The sequence below is a fragment of the Rhodococcus sp. 06-235-1A genome (assembly GCF_002258785.1).
Classification (GTDB): domain Bacteria; phylum Actinomycetota; class Actinomycetes; order Mycobacteriales; family Mycobacteriaceae; genus Rhodococcoides.
The window spans coordinates 93162-116274 of the sequence record NZ_NOYI01000012.1; the positions used below are offsets into that span (position 1 = coordinate 93162).

The window sequence follows — 23113 nt, forward strand, 5'->3', positions numbered from 1 at the left end:
ATCCTAGAGCCGAACCGGTCGGCGCGCACCCACTCGCGGAGAGCTCTGCCTTTGCAGAGAAAGGCGCGATGCCTGCGTACCATCCACTGATGGCGAAACGGTGGTGGGGACTTGTCATTGCAGCCGCGATCACCGTCGCTCTCGTGTCGCTCGCCTCGAACGTCACGAGCGAAAGCCAGTTGTCCGCCGAGGCAAACACGTTGCTGGCCGTCCGCTCGACCTTCAGCAAGTTGGTGAATTCGGGTGCCGTGTGGGCCGGCCTGCCCATCCTGTCCGGCTGGCTGGTCCGCCGTCCGCTGCACGCATTCGCGGCGGGGATCGTCGCTGGACTGTTGGCGTTGGTGGTGCACTACGGTGTCGGTCAGCTCTTCGGGATGTTCGACGAGACCGTGTGGGCGGCAAACCGGATGTGGTTCGCTTTCGCCCTTGTCATGGGCGGCCCGTTGGGTCTGGTCGGGGTGGTAGCGCGAGGCGGCGGCCCGTCAGGCCTGCTCGCGCGTCTGGTCGTGCCCGCCGGGGCGATGCTCGAGCCGTTCTTTCGGGGCATGTTCAGCGTGCCGACGACACTGCCGTGGCCCGAGCGCGTCGCCAGTGGCACCGCAGGCGTGGTCCTCGTCGCAGCGGGAATTGTCGGTGCCGCGGTGATGACCCGCCAGCGACGACAGCGACTCGGACCGCGTACTCGGTCCTGACCCCCGTCGTGCGCGTTTTGCGTACTCAGGCCTACGCAAAACGCGCACGACCCTAGGGCAGGTGCGCTGACGTCTTCGACCGCACCACCAGGCCGCAGATTCCGGCCATCACCGCGCCGAATCCGAAAATGATCGGATAGGTCACCACGCCGGGCCAGGTCTCGGTGAGCGCCGACAGAACGGCGGGCACCGCGAAGCCAAGGTACGTCAGCGAATAGAACACCGCGGTGAGGCCCGCGAGATCGTCGGGGCCCGCAATGCGCTGCACCTCTTGCAGACCGGAGACCAGCGCCATGCCGTACCCGCATCCGAGCACTGCCGCCGCGATCAGCGCTGCGGCAATGGTGAGCACCGATGCAGCCCACGCCGCGACAGCCATGCCGACCACCAACAGGGACAGCGCAACCAGAGCGCCTCGCGCATTGGCGGGTGTGTCGATCCGTCGCCCGACGGCCTGAATCGCGAAGCCGGAGCCGAGTGCGATCACCGCCATCGCCGCGGAGAGCGCGACGGGATAGCCGCCACCGGGCTCGTCGGCCAATGCGTCGGCCATCAGTGACGGCAGCACCGCGTAAGCGACGCTCGCGGCACCGAACACCCACGGTGCCAACGGCAGCACGACGAACAGGAACCGGCGATGGGATGCGGACGGAATCCTCAGATCGTCGAGCAACCGCTTGTTCTTCGATGCTGCTGTGGCAGGGCGTGTTTCGGGCACGGAGAGCATGCCGACGCCGGCGACGATGCAGATGAGCACGTGCACGCCGTAGGCGAGGTGCGTCGGCCAGGGGGCCCATTGCGCAAGCACACCGGCAACTCCGGCACCGAGGGCGAAGCCCGCCGTCAGCGACATCGCGGCACGGCGCGCTCCGGCACCGGGCTTGGCGGTGGCGTCGCGGCTCGAGAGTTCCTTGACCCAACTGCCGCCCACGGCCATGCCGATTCCGAGTGCGATTCCGCTGAGCACACGGCCACCGAAGAGCATGTAGGCGTTGTCGGGTCCGAGTGCGATCAGAATGGAACCCGCCGCGGCAATTGCGGTAGCGGGCAACATGATCGGGCGTCGGCCGAGTCGATCCGAGAGCGGCCCGCAGATCAGCATCGCCGGAATGATGCCCAGGACGTAGGCGAACAGGAACGTATCGACCACCACGGCCGAGAAGCCATGATCGAGCCGATACATCACCAACAACGGCGTGAACTCGTTACCGCCCCAGGCCACGGCGAACATGCCCGACGCCACCAGCAGCCAGCGTCGCGCCGTCATCTCGATGTCTCGATCGTTGACCACCGCGTGTTCGGTCATCGTGTTCCCCCTCTGTCCGGTCGTAGTCCGTGGACGCCGAGCATGTGTTGTTCGACGGCCCGCTCGAATCCGTCTGCGTCGCCGGCCTCGATCAGGTCGGTCAGTCGGCGATGGTCGTCGACGATGCGCGAAATCTGGCCCGGATCACGCGTCACGGACGCCGCGGTCATCCGGCGCTGACGCTCGCGAAGTCCGTCGTAGAACGCGTCGAGCAATGGGTTGCCGCCGGCATGGACGACGGTGCGATGGAAGTCTGCGTCGACGGCGCTGAATTGTGCGGCGGTGCCGTCGACGGCCAGTCGTTCTTGTAGCTGCAGGTTCTCCCGCAGGGCGGCCACCACGGATTCTCGGGCTCTCGCGTTGTCTACGAATGCACGGACGCTGCCCGATTCGACCAGTCTGCGAGCGTCGACGACACTCTCGGCTTCGCCGACCGCGATCGGCACCACGAGCGCCCCTCGCTTGGGATACAGGCGCATCCATCCCTCGACCTGAAGCCGCAGAAACGCCTCACGGACAGGAGTGCGACTGATCTCGAGGCGCGACGCGATCTCGCCCTCACTGACGAGCTCACCGCCGGGAAGTTCCCCCGAGACGATGAGCTCCTTGACCGTCGCGTACGCCGTATCGGCGGCAGATCTGATCTCGGACACAACATAGATACTAGATGCACCTCAACTGTCTCTGCATTCCGGACCCTGAAGAAGTCCACTCAACGTGACATCGACCCCCAAAAAGGCCACCGAACGTCACATTGACTCCCCCGAGGGGCGGGGAGGGTGGCGGGTCGGTCAGGGCACCCAGTGCCTCGCGGCGATGTCGTCGACCACCGGATCCCCGTCCTGCGCCGCCTCCAGTGCCTCCAGGTCGTCGCGCAGGGCGTTGAGCCGTGGGTCGTCACCCTCGGCCTGTTCGGCGGCGGTGCCACCGTCGTCGGCCAGTTGCGCGAGGAGTTTGGCTCGCACTCGATCCTTCAGTGTGTCGCTCATTCGTCGTCACCCTTCTTGAAGACGCGGCGGGCCGTGGGGATGAGCGCGATGAGCACGCCCAGCAGCACGATGATCGAGAAGATTTCCAGCAGCACAGGCACTCCCTGGTCAGGTCGGGGCGATTGCGCTGCCCCACGGGGTATTGCGCAACACGGTGAATACGGCGAGAACAGTGATGAGGACGATCACCGTCGGACGGTTGAATCGCGGAAGCGACAGCGGCCGGCGGGTCCAGCGAGCTCGCAGCCACAGCGCCCACACTGCGACGGCACCCGCGGCAACGACAACCGCAAGGACATTGCTCGACGCGGCCGCCGCGATGTCTCCGCGGGTCAGGTCACCGAAAGCTCTGGTCGCTCCGCATCCGGGGCACCACAGTCCGGTGAGAGCGTGGAACGGGCAGGGAAGGTACATCGAGGTCCGCGGGTCGCGAACGTGCAGCAGCACTGCACCACCGAGAGCCGCAGCGGCCACACCGAGGGGTGCGGCGATGCTGGGCGATCGGGGCGGTGCCGTCATGCCATGAGCCTAGGAGGTCGGGGCCTCGACGACGATAGCTGCCGTCATGTCCGGATGCGGCGTGCAGTGATACGTGAAGGTGCCCGCGGTGTCGAAGGTGTGGGTGAACTGTCCGGTCTCCATCAGCTCGCTTCGAAACGACTTGTCGTCGGCGACCACATTGTGGGCCATGCCTCGGTCGGCGAACACCCACGTGACGGTGTCTCCCACGGAGATCGTCAGCGTTTTCGGCGAGTACATCCGGTCGGCGACGGTGACCTGATTCTCGGCAACGGGTTCGGTGGACGCGGCCGGAGTGGTGGCGGTGGAGCAGGCAGTCAACGTGATCATCAGTGCCGCGAACATTCCGAATGCCTTCATACCTCGACGGTACCGAAAGGGCTCATTCCCTCCGGCCGAGGATGTACTGGGCCGTCAGGGCGATCGACCGGTCCGAGTCCCGGGTCAGTTCCTGCAGCGCCTGCAATGCTGCCGGACCCGGAATGCTCGCCAACGCCTGCGTCACTCGCAGTCTCACAGCGACGTCGTCGGGCCCGTCCAGCAGATCCGCCACTGTAGAAGAGTCGGATCCCAGCATCCCGAGTGCATCTGCGGCGTCCACGTCGTTCGTTCCGTCGTGCACCATCTCGATCAGCGTCGGGAACGCGTCGGCCACTCCCCGGGCCGCGAGTTCCAGCGCAGCGACCCGCCTGACCTGCTCGTCGTCGTGGACCAACGCCTCTGCCAGCAGGTCGGTGGCGTCGGGGTGAGAGATCTCGACGACGGTGTCGACGGCGCGGCGTCGGACATCGGAGTCCGGTGAACGCAGACCTTCCCGCAGCGGCCCCATCGCTTCGCCGCCTGTCTGGGCGAGTGCCCATCGAAGCGCGCCGGCCACATTGGTTGCGGGTTCGCGCAGTACTGCTTCGGCCAACGCGTCCGCCGGAACGGTTCGATCTCCGACGGACGCCAGCGCCGCCGACTGCCGCTTTCCTGCGCTCACCGACTGCAGATCGCCCAGCATCGCGACAGTGCCGAGTACGTCCTCCCAATCGTCGGGTCGGGCATTGCCGATGCGACGAAGCCGGGTGAGCAACTCGGTATCTCGCGCGATGCGCTCCTCGGCTCGTGCCGCGAGCTGGTCGACGAGTCCCGACGCCGCGAAACTCGGATCGTCCAGCGCGCGCCCGACATCGTTCAGCGACAGACCCAGCGAACGCAGGGATTCGACGTGGAACAGGCGTCGAACGTCCTCCGGGGAGTATTCGCGGTAGCCGGTACTGCTCCGCGTGGTGGGCTGCACCAGTCCGAGCCGGTCGTAGTGCCGGAGCATGCGCGCACTGACTCCCGAGCGCTGCGCCACCTCACCGATCAACATCGTCCTATCTCACCCCGCCGTGTCGACTACGCCAAGGGCATCGACACGCTTGGCCTCGGCTCGTGTGGCTTCGAGCGCCGCGAACCCGGCATCCGGGTCTCGGAGCAGAGCCTCGGTGGCCAGCGCATGGACACGAACGGAATCATCCTTGCTCGACGCGCCCCGCAGCAGCATCGGCTCGATCACCGATCCGAGCGCAACCAGCGCGCGGCTGAGACTGCGCTGCACCTCGAACCCACCTCGTCCGAGTTGCGTGCCCAGCAATGCGGCCAGCTGCCCTTCGCTTCCGGTCGGAACCAGAACCACCGCGGCCCGCCACGCGCTGCGCGCCACCTCGTCGTCGGGATCGGAGATCAACGGCTCGGTGATGACCTGCCATGCCGCCCGATCCTTGATCTTGGACAACGTGTGCAACGCCTGGCTGCGAGCCTGTGCCCCGCCGGATCGCACTTCCTCGATCAACCGCGGAACCGTCGACGACGCGGGTAGCCGTATCAGGGCCCAGGTCAACATCTCCCGCACCTGAAAATCCGGTTCGACGGCGCATCGCTGCAGCAGTGTGTCCAGGAACTGCAGATCCGGTGTCGTACCGAGATCGAGCGCGGCCCGCAGCCGGGCCGACGGATTGCTGTGTTGGAGTGCCCCGTTTACCGAATTCATCGAGTTCATGCGGCCCAGCCAAGACCTTGTCACCGTGTGAAGGTCAACCCCGACTCAGCACGTCCGCGAGAGTTCGGTTCATCGTGTTCAGTGCGCGCACCGCACCCCGCAGTGGACCGGGCGCGTTGGTCGAGGTGAGCATGACATCCAGGACCGTCGTCTCGGTGACCTTCTCCGGCGGCTCGACGTGTTTGCCCGCCGCGGCCGCCTCGACGTGTCGTACGGTCTCGCGCACCAGAGCCGCAGCATCGCGCAGAGCCCGGGCCGTGTCGTCCGAGGGGGCCGTCCGCGTATCGGCGCGAGAGGCCAGCACGCCTGCTCGGGCCAATGCATGGGCAGATCGGCTACTGACGGCCAACACTCGAAGCAGTCGTTTCGCACCTCGCCTGCTGCGGGTCGTCGGCCCCAGTACGAGTGGCTTTCCGGCCGTCACGACGTCCTTCAACGCGTTGTCGAGCGCGCGGGTCGACGCCACCAGGTCGGTCTCTCCTCCAGGTGCCACAACCGATTCGACACTGGCCTGAATCAACGCGTCCAACTGTTCGAGGTAGGTATCTACCTTGTCCACCATCGTCTTTCGAGTTCCGGTCGAGAAGATGAAGTAGGCGGAGACGATGCCGACCACGCCGCCGACGGCGGTCTCGGTGATACGAAGCTCGAGCACCTCGATACTGAAGGTGCCCAGCAGCCCGTAGAGCATGGCGAGCAGAATGGTGACGAAGAACGACAGCAACGCGTACGCCACCGTCACCAAGTAGAACGCGAAGAAGACGCAGACGACGATCAACACCAACTGCAAGGGTTGGTTGTTGCCCACCAGTGCGGCGATCACCACTCCGGCCAGCACGCCTGCGATGGTTCCGAGGACGCGTTGGCCTGCGCGCGTGAGGATTTCGCCCCGGGTCGACGCCCCGGTGAACACCAGGAACGCCGTCAGCACCGCCCAGTACCAGCGGTCGGGCGAGACCAGTTCACCCAGCACGGTCGCCGCGCTGGTGGCCACGGCGACCTGAATTGCGGCCTTGGTGCTGGGGTTCAGTCCGCTCGGCTCGTCCTTGGTCGCGGGCTCGGTCGATTCGGGCGCGGGGCTCGCAGCAACCGAGACTGCGTTGGTGGTGATGTGATGAATAGCGATGTGCGCCTGCACGGCTCGCTGCGCGGAGACCGTAGCGATGCCTGTGGGGGTCGACGGATCGGCACGTTCGGCGGCTGTCGCGGCCATCCGACGGGCGGCTCGAAGCTGTTCCGAGGACGGCGTGTTCTGCAGGACCGACCCGAGTGCCGTTGTCGCCTGGCCCAGCGCTGTCGGCCATGGCTTGGCCGGATCCAGAGCCCACAGAGAGCTGACGAGTTGTTCGGTTGCGATCTGGGCATCGAACACGCGGAGCGACAGATCGGTGCTGGTGACACTGAGCAACTGACCGGCGTCGTGTCGGTCGAGCCAGTCGTCGATCATCAGCGCGGTGGTGCCGAGCCGGTCGAGTCTGCGGCGCAACAGGTTCAAGTCACGGTCTTCCCGCCTCGACGCCGCCTCCAACACCGATACCGACACCGCTCGCATGGCGAACAGCAACCGACGGACTTCCACGATCGGCCGATCCGGGAAGATCACCGCTCGCACGAACAGCGCGATCGCCAAACCGCCGAGGATCGCCGCGATGAGCATCGGCAGCTGCCCCGGGGTCGCGCGCAGAAACAGTGCGAAGAAGTACGAGATGAACGCCACCATCCCCAGCGCCGTGCCGCGAGGACCGAATCTGCGGACCCACACGGCCGCGAACAACACCGCAATGAAGCCGACGTCGGCCACCTTGCCGAGCTCGGAGAGCAACGCCGCCAACGTCACTGCCGCCGAGGCCGGCAGCGCCATCAGTGCAGTGGTGATGAGCCGACTGTGTTGGTCCTTGTCCTTCACCGCCGCCGATGCCTGCATCGCCACGACGGTTCCGAGCATTGCGACGGTCACCGGCTGCCCGATGGCGCGCGTGATCGACACCAGCGTCACCATCGCCAGTAGCACCGTCAGCGTGGTCGCCGACGCGCTGCGGAGCCGTACTTGCCCCGGATCCGAGGCGTCGAGGATTCGGGCGAGGCGGTTCATTCCACGATTCTGCGCTACGGCTCAGCCGCGTGCCGCTCGGATCGCCGGGGCCGACGAATGCGGTAGCAACCGACTCATGTCCGACGGCGTGATCACCTCTACGGTCGCGGATTCGTCCAACCGATACGGCTGCGTGGAGATGATGCCGGCGAGGTGTTTGCGCAGCCGCGACATCTCGGCCCGCACGGTGATCGCACGGCCGTCGTCGCCGAACAGATCTGCGGCCATCTGGGCCGCGGTGCGTCCTTGGCGATGGGTGGCGAGCAGGTACAGAATTTCGGCGTGCCGGGGAGTCGGCTCGTGGGTCCACTCCCCCACTTCGCTGCGCACCTCGATGCGCGGTTTCTGTGAATTGCGCAGGTCGATGCGAACTCTCGTCGATCCGACCTCGGCAACGCCGGAATCCATTGTGCTGGTGGGTCGGACGAGCCATCCACCGGGCAGGGGTTCGAAGTCGCACACGCCGAGGGTCGGCAGCCAGAAGCGTCCCGTTGCCAGGTCCTCGGGAAGCAGGATGCGATTGCGCAGCGCCACCGATTCGACGGCCGCGACCCAGCCGTTCGCGTCGACTGCCAGTGCCGGCGAACGCAGCCGCGCGAGCATCGGTGCGGCCACCGACCGCAGCCGGTCCAGGGTGCTCCGATGCAGTTCGCGCAGTTGGGATTCCGCCAGTCTCGCGACGGCGTCGACCAGCGCGATGGTGGTGGGGTGCACCGTCTTGGCCGGACCGCTGACGTCGATGGCTCCCAGTACCTGACCGGTTCGCGGATCACGAATGGGTGCTCCGGCGCAGGTCCACGAATGATGGCTCCGCACATAGTGTTCGGCCGAGAAGATCTGCACCGCGCGTCCCGAGACCAGCGCCGTTCCGATGGCGTTGGTGCCCACCGAATCCTCGGCCCAGTTGGCACCCTCGACGAATCCGAGGTTGTCGGCGCGGTCGAGGACAGCCGTCGATCCGCTGCGCCACAGCACCCGGCCGTGCCGATCGGCGACGACGAGGATGTTGTCGCCGTCCTGCACCACCGATTCCAGGCCCCGGGCCAGGTCGTCGAGGATGTCGAACAAACCCGATTCTCGACGCGTGAGCTCGAGGTCGGAGACATCCATCTGGGTCTCGGCGGGGTTGCCCAGTTCGGGGTCGATACCCAGGGTCTGCAACCGTCGCCACGAGTCACCGATCACCTCACGGGGACGCGCGGGCGACTTACCTCCGGTCATGGTCGCGTCGTACACGGCAGTGAGAATCTGCGCGTAGCGGCGCGGGTCTTCGCCGGCCGCCAGCGCAGGTTCAGGACCTGTCGACTGCGTCATCACAGTCAATTGTGCTCCAGCTCACAGATCAGCGTCGACGGGGGGGTTACCGATAGACCAGACCACCGTCGATCAACGGTGCCTGGCCCGTCATGTAGTCCGAGTCGGGTCCGGCGAGATACGAGACGAACGCCGCCACGTCCTCGGGCGTCTGCGCCCGACCGAGAGCGATACCGCCGACGAACTTGTCGTACGTCTCGCCCTCCGCGGCACCGGTCAACTCGGCAAATCGCTTGTCGATGGTGACCCACATGTCGGTACCGACCACTCCGGGGCAGTAGGCGTTGACGGTGATGCCGTCCGATGCGTATTCCTTGGCCGCAGCCTGGGTCAGTGCCCGAACCGCGAATTTCGTTGCGCTGTAGACCCCGAGCATTGCGAACCCGTCGTGACCGGCGATCGAGGACGCGTTGATGATCTTGCCTTTCGAGCCCTGTGCCTTGAATTTTGCTGCGGCAGCTTGGATTCCCCACAGCACACCGTCGACGTTGACGGCCCAGATCTTCTTCGTGTCTTCGGGGCGAACATCGTCGAGTGGGGCCACCTGCGCAATTCCCGCATTGTTGACGATGACGTCGAAGGCGCCGAGTGCCTCGTGGGTGTGTTCGACGGCCGCGAACACCTGGTCGCGGTCACTGACGTCGGCGACGAATGTCGTTACCTTCGAGCCCGTTCGACGCACCTCGTCGGCGACGCCGGCAATCTTGTCCTCGTTGAGGTCCGCCAGCGCGATGTCATGACCGTCGTTCGCCAACCGCAACGCGATCGCCCGGCCGATGCCCTGACCCGCCCCGGTCACCAGTACCGCGCTCACAATGCTGCTCCAGTGGAAGGGTCGACCAGGACCTTCATCTTGGTGCCCGCGTGCAGCGCCTCGAATCCGTCGTCGATGACGCCGTCGAGCGTGATCTTGTCCACCCAGCCCGTCGTGTCGTAGTGGCCCTGGCTCATCAAATCGATGACGGCCTCGTAGTCGGCGGAGGTGTAGCAGAGCGAGCCCTGAATCCGGGATTCGTTCATCACGAGCTTCTGCAGCGGTGTGGTCAAAGGCTTTTCGTAGATCGCGACGCTGACCAACGGCTTACGCGCACCGATGCACCCGAGCGCGGTCTCGACGGCAGGTTGCACACCGGCCGCGTCGTAGATGGCGTCGGCACCGTTGCCGTCGGTGAGGTCAGCGATGAACGCAGCGACGTCGACGGCCGTCGGATCGAGAGTCTTCGCGCCCAGAGCTTCGATCGATGCCCGACGCGTCGGCGACGGTTCGACGACGTAGACGTTGTCCAGCCCCTTGCCTCGCAACGCGAACCACAGGCCGATACCGATGGGGCCGGCTCCGAACACCATCGCGGTGTCCTCGGGTTTCGGCTCGCCCAGTGTCGCAGCGTGATAGGCAACCGACATCGGTTCGACGAGGGCTCCGAGTTCGAGCGAGACGTTGTCGGGCAAGGCGTGGATCATGTCGGTGGGGACCACGGTGTACTCGGCCATTCCGCCGTCGGACATCAGTCCGTGGAAGCCGATCTGCGCGCAGATGTTGTAGTTGCCCGCCCGGCACGGTCCACAGTGGCCGCAGCGGTAGAGCGGCTCGATGGCAACGCGGTCGCCCACCGCGATGCCGGTCACGCCCTTCCCGAGCTCGGTGACGGTTCCCGAGAACTCGTGGCCGAGTACCAGCGGCATCTCCTGACCGGTCAGAGGGTGCGGCGAGGTGGGGATGAAGATGGGGCCCGCGTAGTACTCGTGCAGGTCTGTTCCGCAGATTCCGTTGAACCCGACCTTGATCTTGACCTGGCCTTCACCGGGATTCGGCTCGGGTACGTCGGTGATCTCCACCTTGTTGGGGCCGTAATACACAGCTGCGCGCATCGGTTCTCACTCCTGACTGGATCGGATATGCACACAGGTCTATGTGACCCGGAGCACAAGCGCCAGGGTTGCAGCGCGTTGCAGTGCCGCGGCCGAGCTGCAACCTGCCGCAACCCTGACGCGCGGTTGTGATCGAGCTCATAGTGACGGCGACACTGTCGCCTCACGGAAACGAGCACCACATGACCGCAACCGCAGATCGACCTGTGAGCAAGCCGAAAATCGATACCCCACAGGGCAACTGGCTCCTGTTCGGAATCGCCAACCTCGCCGTCGTAGTCGTCGTTTCTCTGGCGACCTGGTATCTGCTGGCGGACCCCACCATCAGCCCGTGGAGCTTCTATCCACTGCCGTTCGATGCCGCGCTGTTCTGGGCGATTCTGTTCATCGTGTTCATCGGATTCGATTGCGAATTCGCTGGATTCGATTCTCTGAAGCAACCGGTCCGCGGGCTCGCCATTCTGGTCTCGACCGCTGTATTCGCCGTCTCCGTCACCTGGATACTCGGCAGCGGCCTCGGTGCGCTGTATCCGGATTTCGCCGGCTCCCGGGAGGGCGGACTGGGCTACTTCGCCGGAGCACTGTTCGTGCTGTTCGGCTTCGGAACCTGGGTCATGGTGGTCCTGAACTGGCAGCACTGGCCGTGGACCGTGCTGCGCATGAAGCAACCGTTGATCGGGCTGTGCGAGATCGCCTTCGTCGCCGTACCTACGTTGGCGCTGTACTTCGTGTTCGGCCTGCCGTCGGTCTCGCTCTCGGCCACCGATCCGCTCATGTCCGTCGACACCGCACTGGGTTGGTTCTACTCGATCGTCGTCTCGGTGATCCTCACCGGCCAGACCCTCGACAACTGGCCCTGGAAACTGGCCGGCGGTGGTGGTCGCACCGCACTGGCGGCGACCATCGGCAACGCGGTTGTCGGTACCGCGATCTACTTCCTGCTGGTGCCGTTGGCAAAGCTGCTCGTCGGCTCCGACGCCACCGCAGAGCTCGGTAGCGTCATCAACCAGTTCCCCGCTCAGATCGGCGTCTGCTGGGCTTTCTGGATGATTTTCTGGGCCAACGGTTTCGGCAATCGATTCCCGGCGGCGGCGCGTGCGCTACTGACCTTCGCCCTGGCCATCGGGACGTTTCTGGCCTACTACTTCTTCGTCGCAGACCACCTGCTGCACGAGCCCGTCGTTGCGGCCGGGATCTCCGGGAACGCACTGGGATTCATCGATTGGCTGGTGCTGTGGACGTTGATCTACGTCGTCGGATTCCAGTCGTTGGGGTTGAGGAAGCTCTCGCCGGCCTGAGACGAACAGCCGAGACACGACCGGCGATCGACGTCGGTCGTGTTTATGCTCCGAGAACAACAGATGAGCCGATCTCTGGCCTCGCGAGCTCTATCGACAGCCATCTTCCGTCACTAGTGTCGTGGATCACAGCACTAGCGAGGGGATCCACACATGACGGTCATCGGGTACTTCCCGTGGCGTTCTTCGGCCGAAAGAGCAGATCGACCGTGCGTCCGCGACGATCACTCCGAATTGACATACGCCCAATTCGCCGGGCGCGTAGATGTTTTCGCGTCACAGTTGACTGCACACGGGGTACGAACGGGCGACGTGATTGCCGTGATACTTCCCAATCGAGTCGAACTGATCATCGCAATCATGGCCGCGTGGCGTATCGGTGCGGTCGCAACTCCGGTGAACCCGACCTTGACGCCGTCCGAGGCCCATCATCAGATCACGGACTCGCGTGCGGTCATCGCGATCACCGACAGCGGCCGTCCGCGCTTCGACGGCATCGTCTGCCTCACCGTCGACGACATCTCGGGCGACGAACTCGGCTCCACCACACCATCGTTCGATGATCTCGGCTCGGTCGAACCCGAGTCCGACGACCTTGCGCTACTGATCTACACCTCCGGATCCACGGGGCGCCCGAAAGGCGTCGAGCTGACCCACGCCAATCTGCAGTACATGGCGTCGGCGATGGCATTACATCTGGATCTGACCGCCGACGATCACTGCCTGCTCGTCCTGCCGCTCTTCCACGTCAATGCCATCTGCGTCAGCATTCTCGCTCCATTGATCGCCGGAGGCCAGGTCAGCATCACCGGACGGTTCAGTCCAACGAGATTCTTCGAGGACGTGAAAGAGCTTCGCCCGACCTATTTCTCGGCTGTCCCCACGATCTACGCGTTGCTGGCCGCGCAGCCACCGGACCTCGAGTCGGACTTCTCGTCCGTCCGTTTCGGCGTGTGCGGGGCCGCACCGATCTCCAAGGAACTTCTCGACCGCGCCGAGTCGAGATTCGGTTTCGCCCTCGTCGAGGGATACGGCCTCACCGAGGGGACCTGCGCATCGGCGTGCAATCCCCCCACCGGAGTCCGCAAGTTGGGAACCGTCGGTCCGGCACTGCCGGGCCAGAGCATCGCCATCGTCGACGAGGACGGCCACCACCTGCCCGTCGGAACCGTCGGTGAGGTGCTGATCTCTGGCCCGAACGTCATGCGCGGCTATTTCGGTCGCCCGGAGGAGACGAAGCGGACCGTCGTCGACGGATGGCTGCACACCGGCGACGTCGGACACCTCGACGTCGATGGCTACCTCACCCTCGTCGATCGCATCAAGGACATGATCATTCGCGGTGGGGAGAACATCTATCCGAAGGAAATCGAGAATGCCCTCGCCACCCATTCCGACGTGCTCGAAGTTGCCGTCGTGGGCGCACCGGACGAGGTGTACGGCGAAGTCCCCGTCGCGTACGTGGTGACCTACCCGGCCGCAACCGTCGGATCCGCCGACCTTCTGGACCACCTCCGTGATCTCGTCGCGAAAGTCAAACTGCCCGTTGCGATTAACTTCGTCGAGGCGCTCCCGAAGAACCCCGTCGGCAAGATCGACAAGGCCCGTCTGCGCACCGAACTCCGCTCCACCGCCGCACCCGTCGGCTGACATTTCCAGCTCCGAACATCTCACTCACCAGCGTCCGATGCCGGTGAGGCGATCACCCGTACCCACACCACCCACACAGGAGTAACGACATGGGATTCAAAGAAGGAAGCTTCCCGCCGGTCGACCCGGCCACCTTCCTCGATCTACCGTTCCGCGACCGACTGCGGGCGATGTCGACCCACTGGGCCGACCACGGCTTCGGAACCCCGAAGATGGTGCACACCATCTACATTCTCAAACTCGTGGTCCTCTACCTCGCCATCGGCGTGTCGATAGCCACTTTGACCTCCGGGCACAATCCTCTCGACTTCTCGGCGTGGTGGAACGAACCGATCGTTTACCAGAAGATCCTGCTGTGGACGCTGCTCCTCGAGACGCTCGGCCTGGGCGGATCGTGGGGCCCGCTCGCCGGTCACTTCGAGCCGATGATGGGCGGCGCGCTCTTCTGGTTGCGCCCCAACACGATTCGTCTGCCACCGTGGCCCGGAAAGGTGCCCTTCACCTCCGGTGACAGCCGCACGGTCTTCGATGTCATCGTCTACGCCGCGATCGTGGTCAACATCGTTGCGGCACTGATCCTTCCCGGCGTGCACAGCAGCTCTGTCGACGCTGCGATCGCGGACAACAACGGCCTGGTGCGGCCCGCACTGATGATCACCCTCGCAGCCCTTCTCGTCGTGATCGGGTTGCGCGACAAGGTCATCTTCATCGCCGCCCGTGGTGAGCAGTATTTCCCAGCCGTGCTGTTCTTCGGCCTTTTGCCGTTCGTCGACATGATCATCGCCCTCAAACTGCTGATGGTCTCGGTGTGGGTCGGTGCCGGAATCTCCAAGCTCGGCCACCATTTCTCGATGGTCATTCCGCCGATGCTCTCGAACACCCCGTGGATCACCTCGACCCGTCTCAAGCGCGCGCATTACCGCAACTTCCCGGACGACCTTCGCCCGTCCACGATGGCCGGCGGCATCGGTCACGTCCTCGGAACGTTGGTCGAGGTCGCGACGCCGCTGGTCCTGCTCTTCACCACCAATGCCGTCGTCGCTCTCGCTGCCGCCGCACTGATGGTCGCGTTCCACCTGTTCATCACCTCGACGTTCCCGCTCGCCGTCCCGCTGGAATGGAATCTGTTCTTCGCGTTCGCGGCGGTGTTCCTCTTCCTCGGATTCCCGAACGCCGACGGTTTCGCCGTATGGAACTTCTCCTCTCCGGTGCTGCTGGCCGTCATCGTGGTTGCGCTCGTGTTCTTCCCGATCGTCGGCAACCTCCGACCCGATTTGGTCTCGTTCCTGCCGTCGATGCGTCAGTACGCCGGTAACTGGGCGTCGGCGACGTGGGCGTTCGCTCCCGGTTGCGAGGACAAGATCGACGAGTTCATCAAGAGGCCGAGCCAGAACACTCGCACTCAACTGCTGGCGACCTATCCGGCCGATGTCGCCGACGTGGTGATGCACCAGCTGCTCGGCTGGCGTTCGATGCACAGCCAGGGTCGCGCACTGTTCTCTCTGATGATGAATCACCTCGGCGAGGACATCGACACCTACACGTTGCGTGACGCCGAGTTCTCGTGCAATTCGATCGTGGCGTTCAACTTCGGTGACGGCCATCTGCACGACGCCAAGCTGATCGCGGCGATCCAACGCCGATGCAATTTCGCGCCGGGAGAATTTCTCGTGGTCTGGATCGAGTCGCAGCCCATTCACAGGAACTACCAGCAATATCAGGTCATCGATGCGGCTCTGGGAGTCATCGAACGCGGTACGTACAAGGTCTCCGATGCCATCGAGCAGCAGCCGTGGTTGCCGAACGGCCCGATTCCGGTGACTGTGACATGGACACTGGACATCGACGCGAACCGCGCCGCCACCGATCCCGGCACCGTGAAGGAACCGAAGATGCGCGAGAACACTGCACGCCCCGCAGGCGACTCCATCATCGCGCCCCATCCGCAACGCGGCGAGCAGGTATGACCACAGCAGTGGTCGTCGGCAGCGGGCCGAACGGGCTCGCTGCCGCGGTACGCCTCGCCCGCGCCGGGGTCGATGTTCATGTTCTCGAGGCCGCGGACACCATCGGCGGGGGAACGCGCAGCGCCGAGATGACAGTGCCGGGTGTGACACACGATCTGTGTTCGGCGTTCCATCCGATGGGTGCGGGTTCGCCGTATCTGCGCACGCTCGACCTCGAGCGCTACGGCCTGCGGTGGCAACTGGCGGACATCGACTGCGCACATCCGCTCGACAACGGTGATGCGGGATCGATCCACCGGTCGATAGAGGCAACGGCCGACGGTCTGGGTGTCGACGGGGTGCGCTGGAACCGGATGTTCGGGGACCTGGCCCGCAATTTCGACGTCCTCGCTGCCGACTTGATGCGCCCGATCGCGAACGTGCCGCGGCACCCGCTGGCCCTTGCGGCCTTCGGCCCACGCGCACTGCTACCGGCCACTGTGTCGGCGAAGTGGTGGCGAACGGACAAGGCGAGAGCGATGTTCGGCGGGCTGGCGGCTCACGCCTACTACCGATTGGACCGACCCGCGACGTCGGCCGTCGGGTTGATGCTCGCGGCTTCGGGTCATCGCTACGGCTGGCCGGTGGCCGAGGGCGGTTCCGGGGCGATAGCGCAGGCGTTGGCGTCGATGTTGGTCGATCACGGCGGCAAGATCGACACCGGTGTTCGGGTACGGACGGCCTCGGACATTCCCCGATCCGACGTGGTGCTGCTCGATACATCACCGCGCGGCGCTCTCGACATCTACGGCGATGCGGTGCCCTCTCGTATCGCGCGCTCCTACCGCAAGTTTCGTCGAGCTCCGGCCGCGTTCAAGATCGATTTCGCGATCGACGGACACGTACCGTGGACGAACGCCGCATGCGGGCGGGCCGGCACCGTTCATCTGGGAGGTTCCTTCGAGCAGATCGCGGCGAGCGAGAAGGCGATCAATCTGGGCGTCATGCCGGATCGGCCGTTCGTGTTGGTGGGCCAGCAGTACGTGGCCGACCCGACGCGATCTGCCGGGTCGATCAATCCGCTGTACGCGTACGCCCATGTGCCCAACGGATTCACCGGCAACGCGACCGAGGCGATCATCGCCCAGATCGAACGATTCGCACCTGGATTCCGAGATATCGTCGTCGCCACCGTCGTCACCTCCCCCGCCGAACTGGAGGCCTCGAATCCGAACTACCTCGGCGGCGACATCATCGGGGGCGCGAACACCGAACTTCAGGTGGTACTTCGACCTCGAATTGCGTTGGATCCGTACAGTATCGGAGTTCCCGGCGTGTATCTCTGTTCCGCGTCGACTCCCCCGGGTGCCGGCGCACACGGAATGTGTGGGTACAACGCAGCGGAGTCCGCGTTGCGGCACCTACGGCGGCAGAAGAAGGACATGGGGTGACGAACCTCGAACCCGAGGACCGTCGGGCGGTTGCCCGCAGCCGGCTTGCCCATGTGCCTGCGACGGCCCACGCGGACGTTCTCGCCGCCGTCGCACAGGTCGCGCGGTCACTGTCGGCACGAGAACTCGACATGGTCCGGGCGATGACCTCGCTCATGGCGCACGATATCGATCATCTGGACGACGACCCCGTCCTCGTGCAGCTTCTCGAAGCCTCTGTCCACGGCAACATCTCGACGATCGTGCATGTACTGGCCAACGACATTCCGGTCGACCGCCTGCAGCCGACCACCGCAGCCGTCGAGTACGCACTGCGCCTTGCTCAACGCGACGTTCCGTCGAATTCGCTGGTGCGGGCCTATCACCTGGGCCAGAACGAAATGATGAGTATCTGCTTCGAGGAAGTGAAGAAGAACTCGCACGATTCGGAGCTCGATTTCGCTGTCCTGAAACATATTTCGGACGTCGTCTACAACTACATCGACTGGATAACGCTGTTCGTCTTCGACGCATACGAGACCGAACGCATTCGGTGGATCGGTGCCAAGGGAACCGTTCATTCGTCGACCATTCACACACTGCTGGCCGACCGGAGCGGAACCACAACGACGTTCGAGGCCCATACCGGTTACCTGCTGAACCAGAATCATCTCGGTGTCGTCGTGTGGAGCGATGGATCGGACTCGACGACGACCCTCGGATCGATCGACGTCATTTCCCGCCGCGCCGCCGCAGCGATGCGTTCCGCAGGTCCGCCGATCGTCACCGCGATCGATCGCCGAACCGCGTGGGCCTGGATCCCCCTGGGTACCCGCACGCCGACGGTCGATACGCCCGAGCTTGCTGCGGCCCTTCGCCTCGACCACTCCACCCGCATGGCCGTCGGCCTACCGGGCAAGGGCGTCGACGGGTTCCGCCGGACCCACGAGCAGGCACGCGCCGCGTACTCCATCGCGTCGATACCCGGGACACCGGTGCGTGAGGTTCTCGGCTACGGCGACAAGAATGTGGCCATCGTGTCGCTGCTCGCCCAGGATCTCGATTCGGCCCGGTACTGGGTCTGGGAGACGCTGGGCACGCTCGCCGACGACACGCCCAACGCGGCCGTGCTGAGGAACACCCTGCATGCATATTTCGCGCACGACGAGAGTCATCTGCACGCGGCCCAGGAACTCAATGTCCACCGCAACACGGTGAAGTATCGAGTGACCAAAGCGCTCGAACTACACACGACCACCGGGGACAAGCTCGATCTCGCGCTGGCATTGCAGGTGTGTCAGTTTCTGGGAGCCCTGGTTCTCCGGCCCACTCAGACGTAGGCAGGTCACCCGAGTTCCTTCTCGACGCGGTCGATACCTCGGCGCGCTGCAACCCACTGCAACTCTCGACTTCGCCACGGCGCGGGAGTGTGCTGGGTCACACAACGAGCACACTTTCGCCACGAGGAGTTTCCATGACCCAGACCATCGAGCCGATCGAGATCACCCGCACGCGCAGCCCTCAGGAACGGGTCGACGCCTGGCTGTCGTCGTTCGAGGAGGCCCTGGTCGCACGTGACATTCCGCGCGTGGCCGGCATGTTCGCCGTCAGCAGCTTCTGGCGTGACCTCGTCACGTTCACCTGGAACCTGAAGACCGTCGAAGGCCGTGACGGCGTCAGCGACATGCTCTCCGAGCGGCTCGACGACACCGATCCGACGGGCTTTCACACCACCGAGGTTCCCGACGAAGCCGACGGCGTCATCTCCGCGTGGATCGACTTCGAGACCGCAACGAGCCGAGGCAAGGGACATCTGCGCTTGACGGTCGACGCCGACACCGGCGACGACGTGGCCTGGACACTGCTGACGACCATGCAGGAGCTCAAGGGGCACGAGGAGCGCCAGGGTGCATCACGGATCAAGGGCGCGGTGCACGGCTCGAACGCCGATACCCAGAACTGGGCGGAGAAAAAGGAGATCGAGGAAAAGGAACTCGGCTACAGCGTGCAGCCGTACGCCCTCGTGATCGGTGGCGGCCAGGGCGGTATCGCCCTCGGCGCTCGGTTCCGGCAGCTGGGAGTGCCTGCGATCGTCGTCGATCGTGCCGAACGCCCCGGCGATCAGTGGCGTGGGCGCTACAAGTCACTGTGCCTGCACGACCCGGTCTGGTACGACCATCTCCCCTACCTGCCGTTCCCGCCGAACTGGCCGGTGTTCGCGCCGAAGGACAAGATCGGCGACTGGCTCGAGATGTACACCAAGGTCATGGAAGTTCCGTACTGGAGCAAGACCACCGCGAAGTCCGCCACCTACGACGAGACGGCGAAGGAGTGGACGGTCGTCGTCGATCGCGACGGTGAAGAAGTGATCCTGCGGCCCAAGCAGTTGGTGATGGCCACCGGGATGTCCGGCAAGAAGAACGTCCCGAATTTCCCCGGCATGGACGAGTTCGAGGGCGAGCAGCACCATTCCAGCGAACACCCCGGTCCCGACGCATACGTCGGCAAGCGTGTGGTGGTGGTCGGTTCCAACAACTCCGCGCACGACATCTGCAAGGCGCTGTACGAGACGGGCGTCGATGTGACGATGCTGCAGCGTTCGTCGACGCATATCGTCAAGTCCGATTCGCTGTGTGAGATCGCGCTCGGCGATCTGTACTCCGAGCGGGCCGTCGAGTCCGGGATGACCACAGGCAGAGCAGATCTCACGTTCGCGTCGTTGCCCTACCGGATCATGCACGAGTTCCAGATTCCGGTGTATCAGCAGATCGCGGAGCAGGACAAGGACTTCTACGATCGGCTCGAGAAGGCCGGCTTCCAACACGACTTCGGCGACGACGGTTCGGGACTGTTCATGAAGTACCTGCGCCGCGGCTCGGGCTACTACATCGACGTCGGCGCATCCGAGCTCGTCGCGGACGGCAAGATCAAACTCGTTGCCGGGCAGGTGGAGCGGATCAGCAAGACCGGCGTCGTGCTCGAAGACGGTACCGAGCTGCCGGCCGACCTCATCGTGTACGCCACCGGCTACGGCTCGATGAACGGCTGGGTCGCCGACCTCATCGATCAGGAGACCGCCGACAAGGTAGGCAAGTGCTGGGGCCTCGGCTCGGACACCACCAAGGATCCCGGTCCGTGGGAGGGCGAGCAGCGCAACATGTGGAAGCCGACGCAACAGGAGAACTTCTGGTTCCACGGTGGCAATCTGCATCAGTCACGGCACTATTCGCTCTACCTGGCCCTGCAGATCAAGGCGCGCTATGAGGGCATCGACACCCCGGTCTACGGGCTGCAGGAAGTGCATCACCTTCGGTGACCCATGTGCACGGAACTTCGTAGCCTGATACGAGGTTCGGAGTGGAGCCTGCGGAACGACCGCAGGCTCCGCGTGCACGTGCGGCGCAGCCGCTCAGGTGCTCACCTAACCCCGTCCCATACCTCGCGTGTCGCCGACCTCGGGTCCAGAACGACTCCCGGCTCGTCGCCGAACATCATCACCGCACGGTCGCTGCCGTACGAGTCCCATCCGGGAGAGCCGTCGCGCACGAATTCGACCCAGGCGCGGTGCATCTCGTCGGCCACCTGCTGCGGCGGGTTCGGGCCCGTGATTCGTGCGGTCTCGGGCTTGTGCAGCATGTCGAACACGAACGGGATCTCCAGCGCGTGACAGGCCCCGAGCGCGCCGTCGAACAACGATGAGCGCCAAGTGAATTCGTAGACGAATGCGTTACCGGAGCGGGCCTCGACCAGGCGTGTGGCCGGGATACGAAAGAACCAGTCGGTCATGACGGCGATCATCAGCTCGCCGGGCGAGGCGTCGGGCAGCTGTTCGCGGTACTTCTCCAGCGCCGACGGGTCGGCCCGGTACCCGGCGAGGACCATCTTCACGTAATCCTCGGTGATGTGCGGCACCAGCCCCGCCGGAACGATGAAGAACGCATGTTCCTCGCTGGTGGTTCCGATCAGCACGTCCACCTGTGCGCTCGCGCCGTCGCTGATGATGCGCGAAAACGGCAGCGCAGGAACGACATCACCGTCGATGTACGGTTCGAATGCCATCACGTTCAGGGCCAGCTCACCCCACGCTCCGGTCGGAGCCTCGGCCGTGATCCGATCGGACAGATCGCGTTGCGCATCGACCAACGCGTCTACTGCCACCGAACCCAGGCCGTCCACCGTGGCCTCGACGCCGAGCGAGGCCGCCAGCGCCGCGGAGACTTTCGCGGCAGTCTCGGCAGTGATGACGTGGTGCCCGGCACCGCTCTGCAGAATCGCTCGCGAGAACAACCCCTCGGCACGGGGCATCGACATCAGGGTGCCGACACTCATCGCGCCGGCCGACTCCCCCGCGATGGTCACCCGGGCCGGGTCGCCGCCGTAGGCAGAGATGTGGTCGCGTACCCATTCGAGGGCCGCGACCTGATCGAGCATCCCGCGGTTGGCCGGGGCTCCATCGATCAGTGCGAACCCGTCGACGCCGAGTCGGTAATTGATCACCACTGTCACGACGCCGTCCCGCGCGAAGGCCGAACCGTCGTACGTGGGAATGGCGTTGCTGCCGTTGACGAATGCGCCGCCGTGGATCCAGACGAACACCGGTGCCGAGCCGCCGACATCGGGGGTGAAGACATTGACATTGAGGCAGTCCTCGCCGGGTACCACCGGCTCGCTCAGAATCTCGCTCGTCGGGGGGCGGTAACCCACCTTGGGAACGGTGGCCCCGAGCTCGAGTGCGTCCCGCACTCCGTCCCAGGTCGGGGGCGGCGACGGTGCTTGGAATCGACGGGGCCCGAACGGGGCCTCGGCGTACGGCACTCCGAGAAACGAAATGATGCCTTCGCCGGTCCGACCGCGAACCTGGCCCTGAGGTGTATCGACAGTGATCGTGTCCATACCTCATTACTACCCTGTTCGGATCGGACCGACGCCTTCAGGCGGTCAGACCAGACGTGTCTCGGGCGAACCCGTCTTGCCCGGGTCGCGCTCCACGGAATCGCCGAGTGCGTCGTCGATCTTGGCGAGTACATCGGCGTCGAGGGTGACCTCGGAGGCCTTGATGTTCTCGGCGATCTGCTCGGGGCGCGAGGCCCCGACGAGAGCTGCCGCGATGTTGTCGTTCGCCAACACCCACGCAACAGCCAACTGCGCCATGGTGATTCCCAGATCATCGGCGATGGGCTTCAACTGCTGTACCCGGGTGAGCGTCTGATCGTCGAGGTAGCGCGCGATCATCTTGTCGCCGCCCTTGTCGTCCTTGGCGCGAGAGCCGTCGGGCAGAGGTTGTCCGGGGAGGTACTTTCCGGTGAGCACGCCCTGGGCGATGGGAGACCAGACGATCTGAGAGATGCCCAGTTCCTTCGAAGTGGGGATCACCTGGTCCTCGATCACGCGCCACAGCGCCGAATACTGCGGCTGGTTCGAGATGATCGAGAACCCGTTCTGGCGAGCGAGTTCCTGACCGGCGCGGAGCTGGTCGGCGGTCCATTCCGAGACGCCGATGTAGAGCGCTTTGCCCTGGCGGACGACGTCACCGAACGCCGCGATGGTCTCCTCGAGCGGGGTCTCGACGTCGTAGCGATGCGCCTGGTAGAGGTCCACGTAGTCGGTACCGAGCCGACGCAGCGACGCGTCGATGCCTTCGAGGATGTGCTTGCGTGAGAGCCCGGTGTCGTTGGGGCCCTTGGGACCGACGGGGAAGTAGACCTTGGTGAAGATTTCCAGCGATTCCCGACGCTCCCCTTTGAGTGCGTCGCCCAGGACGGTCTCGGCAGCGCCGTTGGCGTAGACATCGGCGGTGTCGAACGTGGTGATGCCCGCATCGAGGGCCGCGCGTACGCACTGGGTGGCGATGTCGTTCTCCACCTGCGATCCGTGCGTCAACCAGTTGCCGTAAGTGATCTCCGAAATCTTCAGTCCGCTGTTTCCGAGGTATCTGTAAGCCATGAAGAAAACGGTACTCCGATGACTTTCGGATCAGGTTCC

The 23113-nt window shown here is 64.8% G+C and carries 20 protein-coding genes; 7 read left to right on the forward strand and 13 right to left on the reverse strand.

Annotation, left to right across the window (positions count from 1 at the left end):
• The first annotated feature begins 89 nt into the window (after nt 1–89).
• Nucleotides 90–692, forward strand: coding sequence for a DUF6518 family protein (locus tag CH275_RS10850; RefSeq protein WP_094678653.1), 603 nt, complete (start codon nt 90–92; stop codon nt 690–692).
• A 52-nt stretch (nt 693–744) separates the two neighbouring features.
• Here CH275_RS10850 and CH275_RS10855 read toward each other — a convergent pair whose 3' ends face one another.
• From CH275_RS10855 to CH275_RS10905, 11 genes are all read right to left on the reverse strand, one after another.
• A complete protein-coding gene (locus CH275_RS10855; protein WP_256990972.1) occupies nt 745–1998 on the reverse strand; it encodes an MFS transporter in 1254 nt (417 codons plus the stop codon).
• Nucleotides 1995–2651, reverse strand: a complete 657-nt coding sequence (locus tag CH275_RS10860; RefSeq protein WP_094677949.1) for a GntR family transcriptional regulator — start codon at nt 2649–2651, stop codon at nt 1995–1997. The genes CH275_RS10855 and CH275_RS10860 overlap by 4 nt, the downstream gene beginning before the upstream one ends.
• 138 nt (nt 2652–2789) lie before the next feature.
• Nucleotides 2790–2987: a hypothetical protein gene (locus tag CH275_RS10865; protein WP_094677951.1), complete on the reverse strand. Its 198-nt coding sequence runs from the start codon at nt 2985–2987 to the stop codon at nt 2790–2792.
• 108 nt (nt 2988–3095) lie between these two features.
• Entirely contained in the window at nt 3096–3506 is a 411-nt protein-coding gene (locus tag CH275_RS10870) for a DUF2752 domain-containing protein (protein ID WP_094677953.1), read from the reverse strand.
• Nucleotides 3507–3515: 9 nt separating this feature from the next.
• Nucleotides 3516–3866 carry a cupredoxin domain-containing protein gene (locus tag CH275_RS10875; RefSeq protein WP_256990973.1) on the reverse strand — a complete coding sequence of 117 codons (351 nt, stop codon included), beginning with the start codon at nt 3864–3866 and terminating at the stop codon, nt 3516–3518.
• Nucleotides 3867–3888: 22 nt separating this feature from the next.
• Nucleotides 3889–4863, reverse strand: coding sequence for a HEAT repeat domain-containing protein (locus CH275_RS10880; RefSeq protein WP_094677955.1), 975 nt, complete (start codon nt 4861–4863; stop codon nt 3889–3891).
• Between the two features lie 9 nt (nt 4864–4872).
• Nucleotides 4873–5532 (reverse strand): HEAT repeat domain-containing protein, encoded by a 660-nt coding sequence (locus CH275_RS10885; RefSeq protein WP_094677957.1) that lies wholly within the window; start codon nt 5530–5532, stop codon nt 4873–4875.
• Nucleotides 5533–5566: 34 nt separating this feature from the next.
• Complete coding sequence (locus CH275_RS10890; RefSeq protein WP_094677959.1) at nt 5567–7624, reverse strand: FUSC family protein; 2058 nt, start codon at nt 7622–7624, stop codon at nt 5567–5569.
• Between the two features lie 21 nt (nt 7625–7645).
• Nucleotides 7646–8938 carry a GAF domain-containing protein gene (locus CH275_RS10895; protein ID WP_094677961.1) on the reverse strand — a complete coding sequence of 431 codons (1293 nt, stop codon included), beginning with the start codon at nt 8936–8938 and terminating at the stop codon, nt 7646–7648.
• A gap of 46 nt (nt 8939–8984) precedes the next feature.
• Nucleotides 8985–9752 carry an acetoin reductase gene (locus CH275_RS10900; RefSeq protein ID WP_094677963.1) on the reverse strand — a complete coding sequence of 256 codons (768 nt, stop codon included), beginning with the start codon at nt 9750–9752 and terminating at the stop codon, nt 8985–8987.
• Nucleotides 9749–10807, reverse strand: a complete 1059-nt coding sequence (locus CH275_RS10905; RefSeq protein WP_094677965.1) for a 2,3-butanediol dehydrogenase — start codon at nt 10805–10807, stop codon at nt 9749–9751. The genes CH275_RS10900 and CH275_RS10905 overlap by 4 nt, the downstream gene beginning before the upstream one ends.
• Before the next feature lie 182 nt (nt 10808–10989).
• On the opposite strand from CH275_RS10905, the gene CH275_RS10910 reads away from it, so the two are divergent.
• The 6 genes from CH275_RS10910 (at nt 10990) to CH275_RS10935 (ending at nt 20447) form a co-directional block, all read left to right on the forward strand.
• Nucleotides 10990–12105, forward strand: coding sequence for a hypothetical protein (locus tag CH275_RS10910; protein WP_094678659.1), 1116 nt, complete (start codon nt 10990–10992; stop codon nt 12103–12105).
• 153 nt (nt 12106–12258) lie between these two features.
• A complete protein-coding gene (locus CH275_RS10915; RefSeq protein WP_094677967.1) occupies nt 12259–13755 on the forward strand; it encodes a class I adenylate-forming enzyme family protein in 1497 nt (498 codons plus the stop codon).
• Nucleotides 13756–13844: 89 nt separating this feature from the next.
• Complete coding sequence (locus CH275_RS10920; RefSeq protein ID WP_094677969.1) at nt 13845–15722, forward strand: DUF3556 domain-containing protein; 1878 nt, start codon at nt 13845–13847, stop codon at nt 15720–15722.
• Nucleotides 15719–17152 (forward strand): phytoene desaturase family protein, encoded by a 1434-nt coding sequence (locus CH275_RS10925; RefSeq protein ID WP_094677971.1) that lies wholly within the window; start codon nt 15719–15721, stop codon nt 17150–17152. The genes CH275_RS10920 and CH275_RS10925 overlap by 4 nt, the downstream gene beginning before the upstream one ends.
• A complete protein-coding gene (locus CH275_RS10930) occupies nt 17149–18471 on the forward strand; it encodes a PucR family transcriptional regulator (RefSeq protein ID WP_094677973.1) in 1323 nt (440 codons plus the stop codon). Before CH275_RS10925 ends, CH275_RS10930 begins: the two co-directional genes overlap by 4 nt.
• A 134-nt stretch (nt 18472–18605) precedes the next feature.
• On the forward strand, nt 18606–20447 hold the full coding sequence (locus tag CH275_RS10935) for a flavin-containing monooxygenase (protein WP_094677975.1): 1842 nt from the start codon (nt 18606–18608) through the stop codon (nt 20445–20447).
• 101 nt (nt 20448–20548) lie between these two features.
• Here the strand turns inward: CH275_RS10935 and CH275_RS10940 are convergent, their stop codons facing one another.
• Both CH275_RS10940 and CH275_RS10945 read right to left on the reverse strand, forming a co-directional pair.
• Nucleotides 20549–22024, reverse strand: coding sequence for a carboxylesterase/lipase family protein (locus CH275_RS10940; RefSeq protein WP_094677977.1), 1476 nt, complete (start codon nt 22022–22024; stop codon nt 20549–20551).
• 45 nt (nt 22025–22069) lie between these two features.
• Nucleotides 22070–23074: an aldo/keto reductase family protein gene (locus CH275_RS10945; RefSeq protein ID WP_094677979.1), complete on the reverse strand. Its 1005-nt coding sequence runs from the start codon at nt 23072–23074 to the stop codon at nt 22070–22072.
• Nucleotides 23075–23113: the final 39 nt, after the last annotated feature.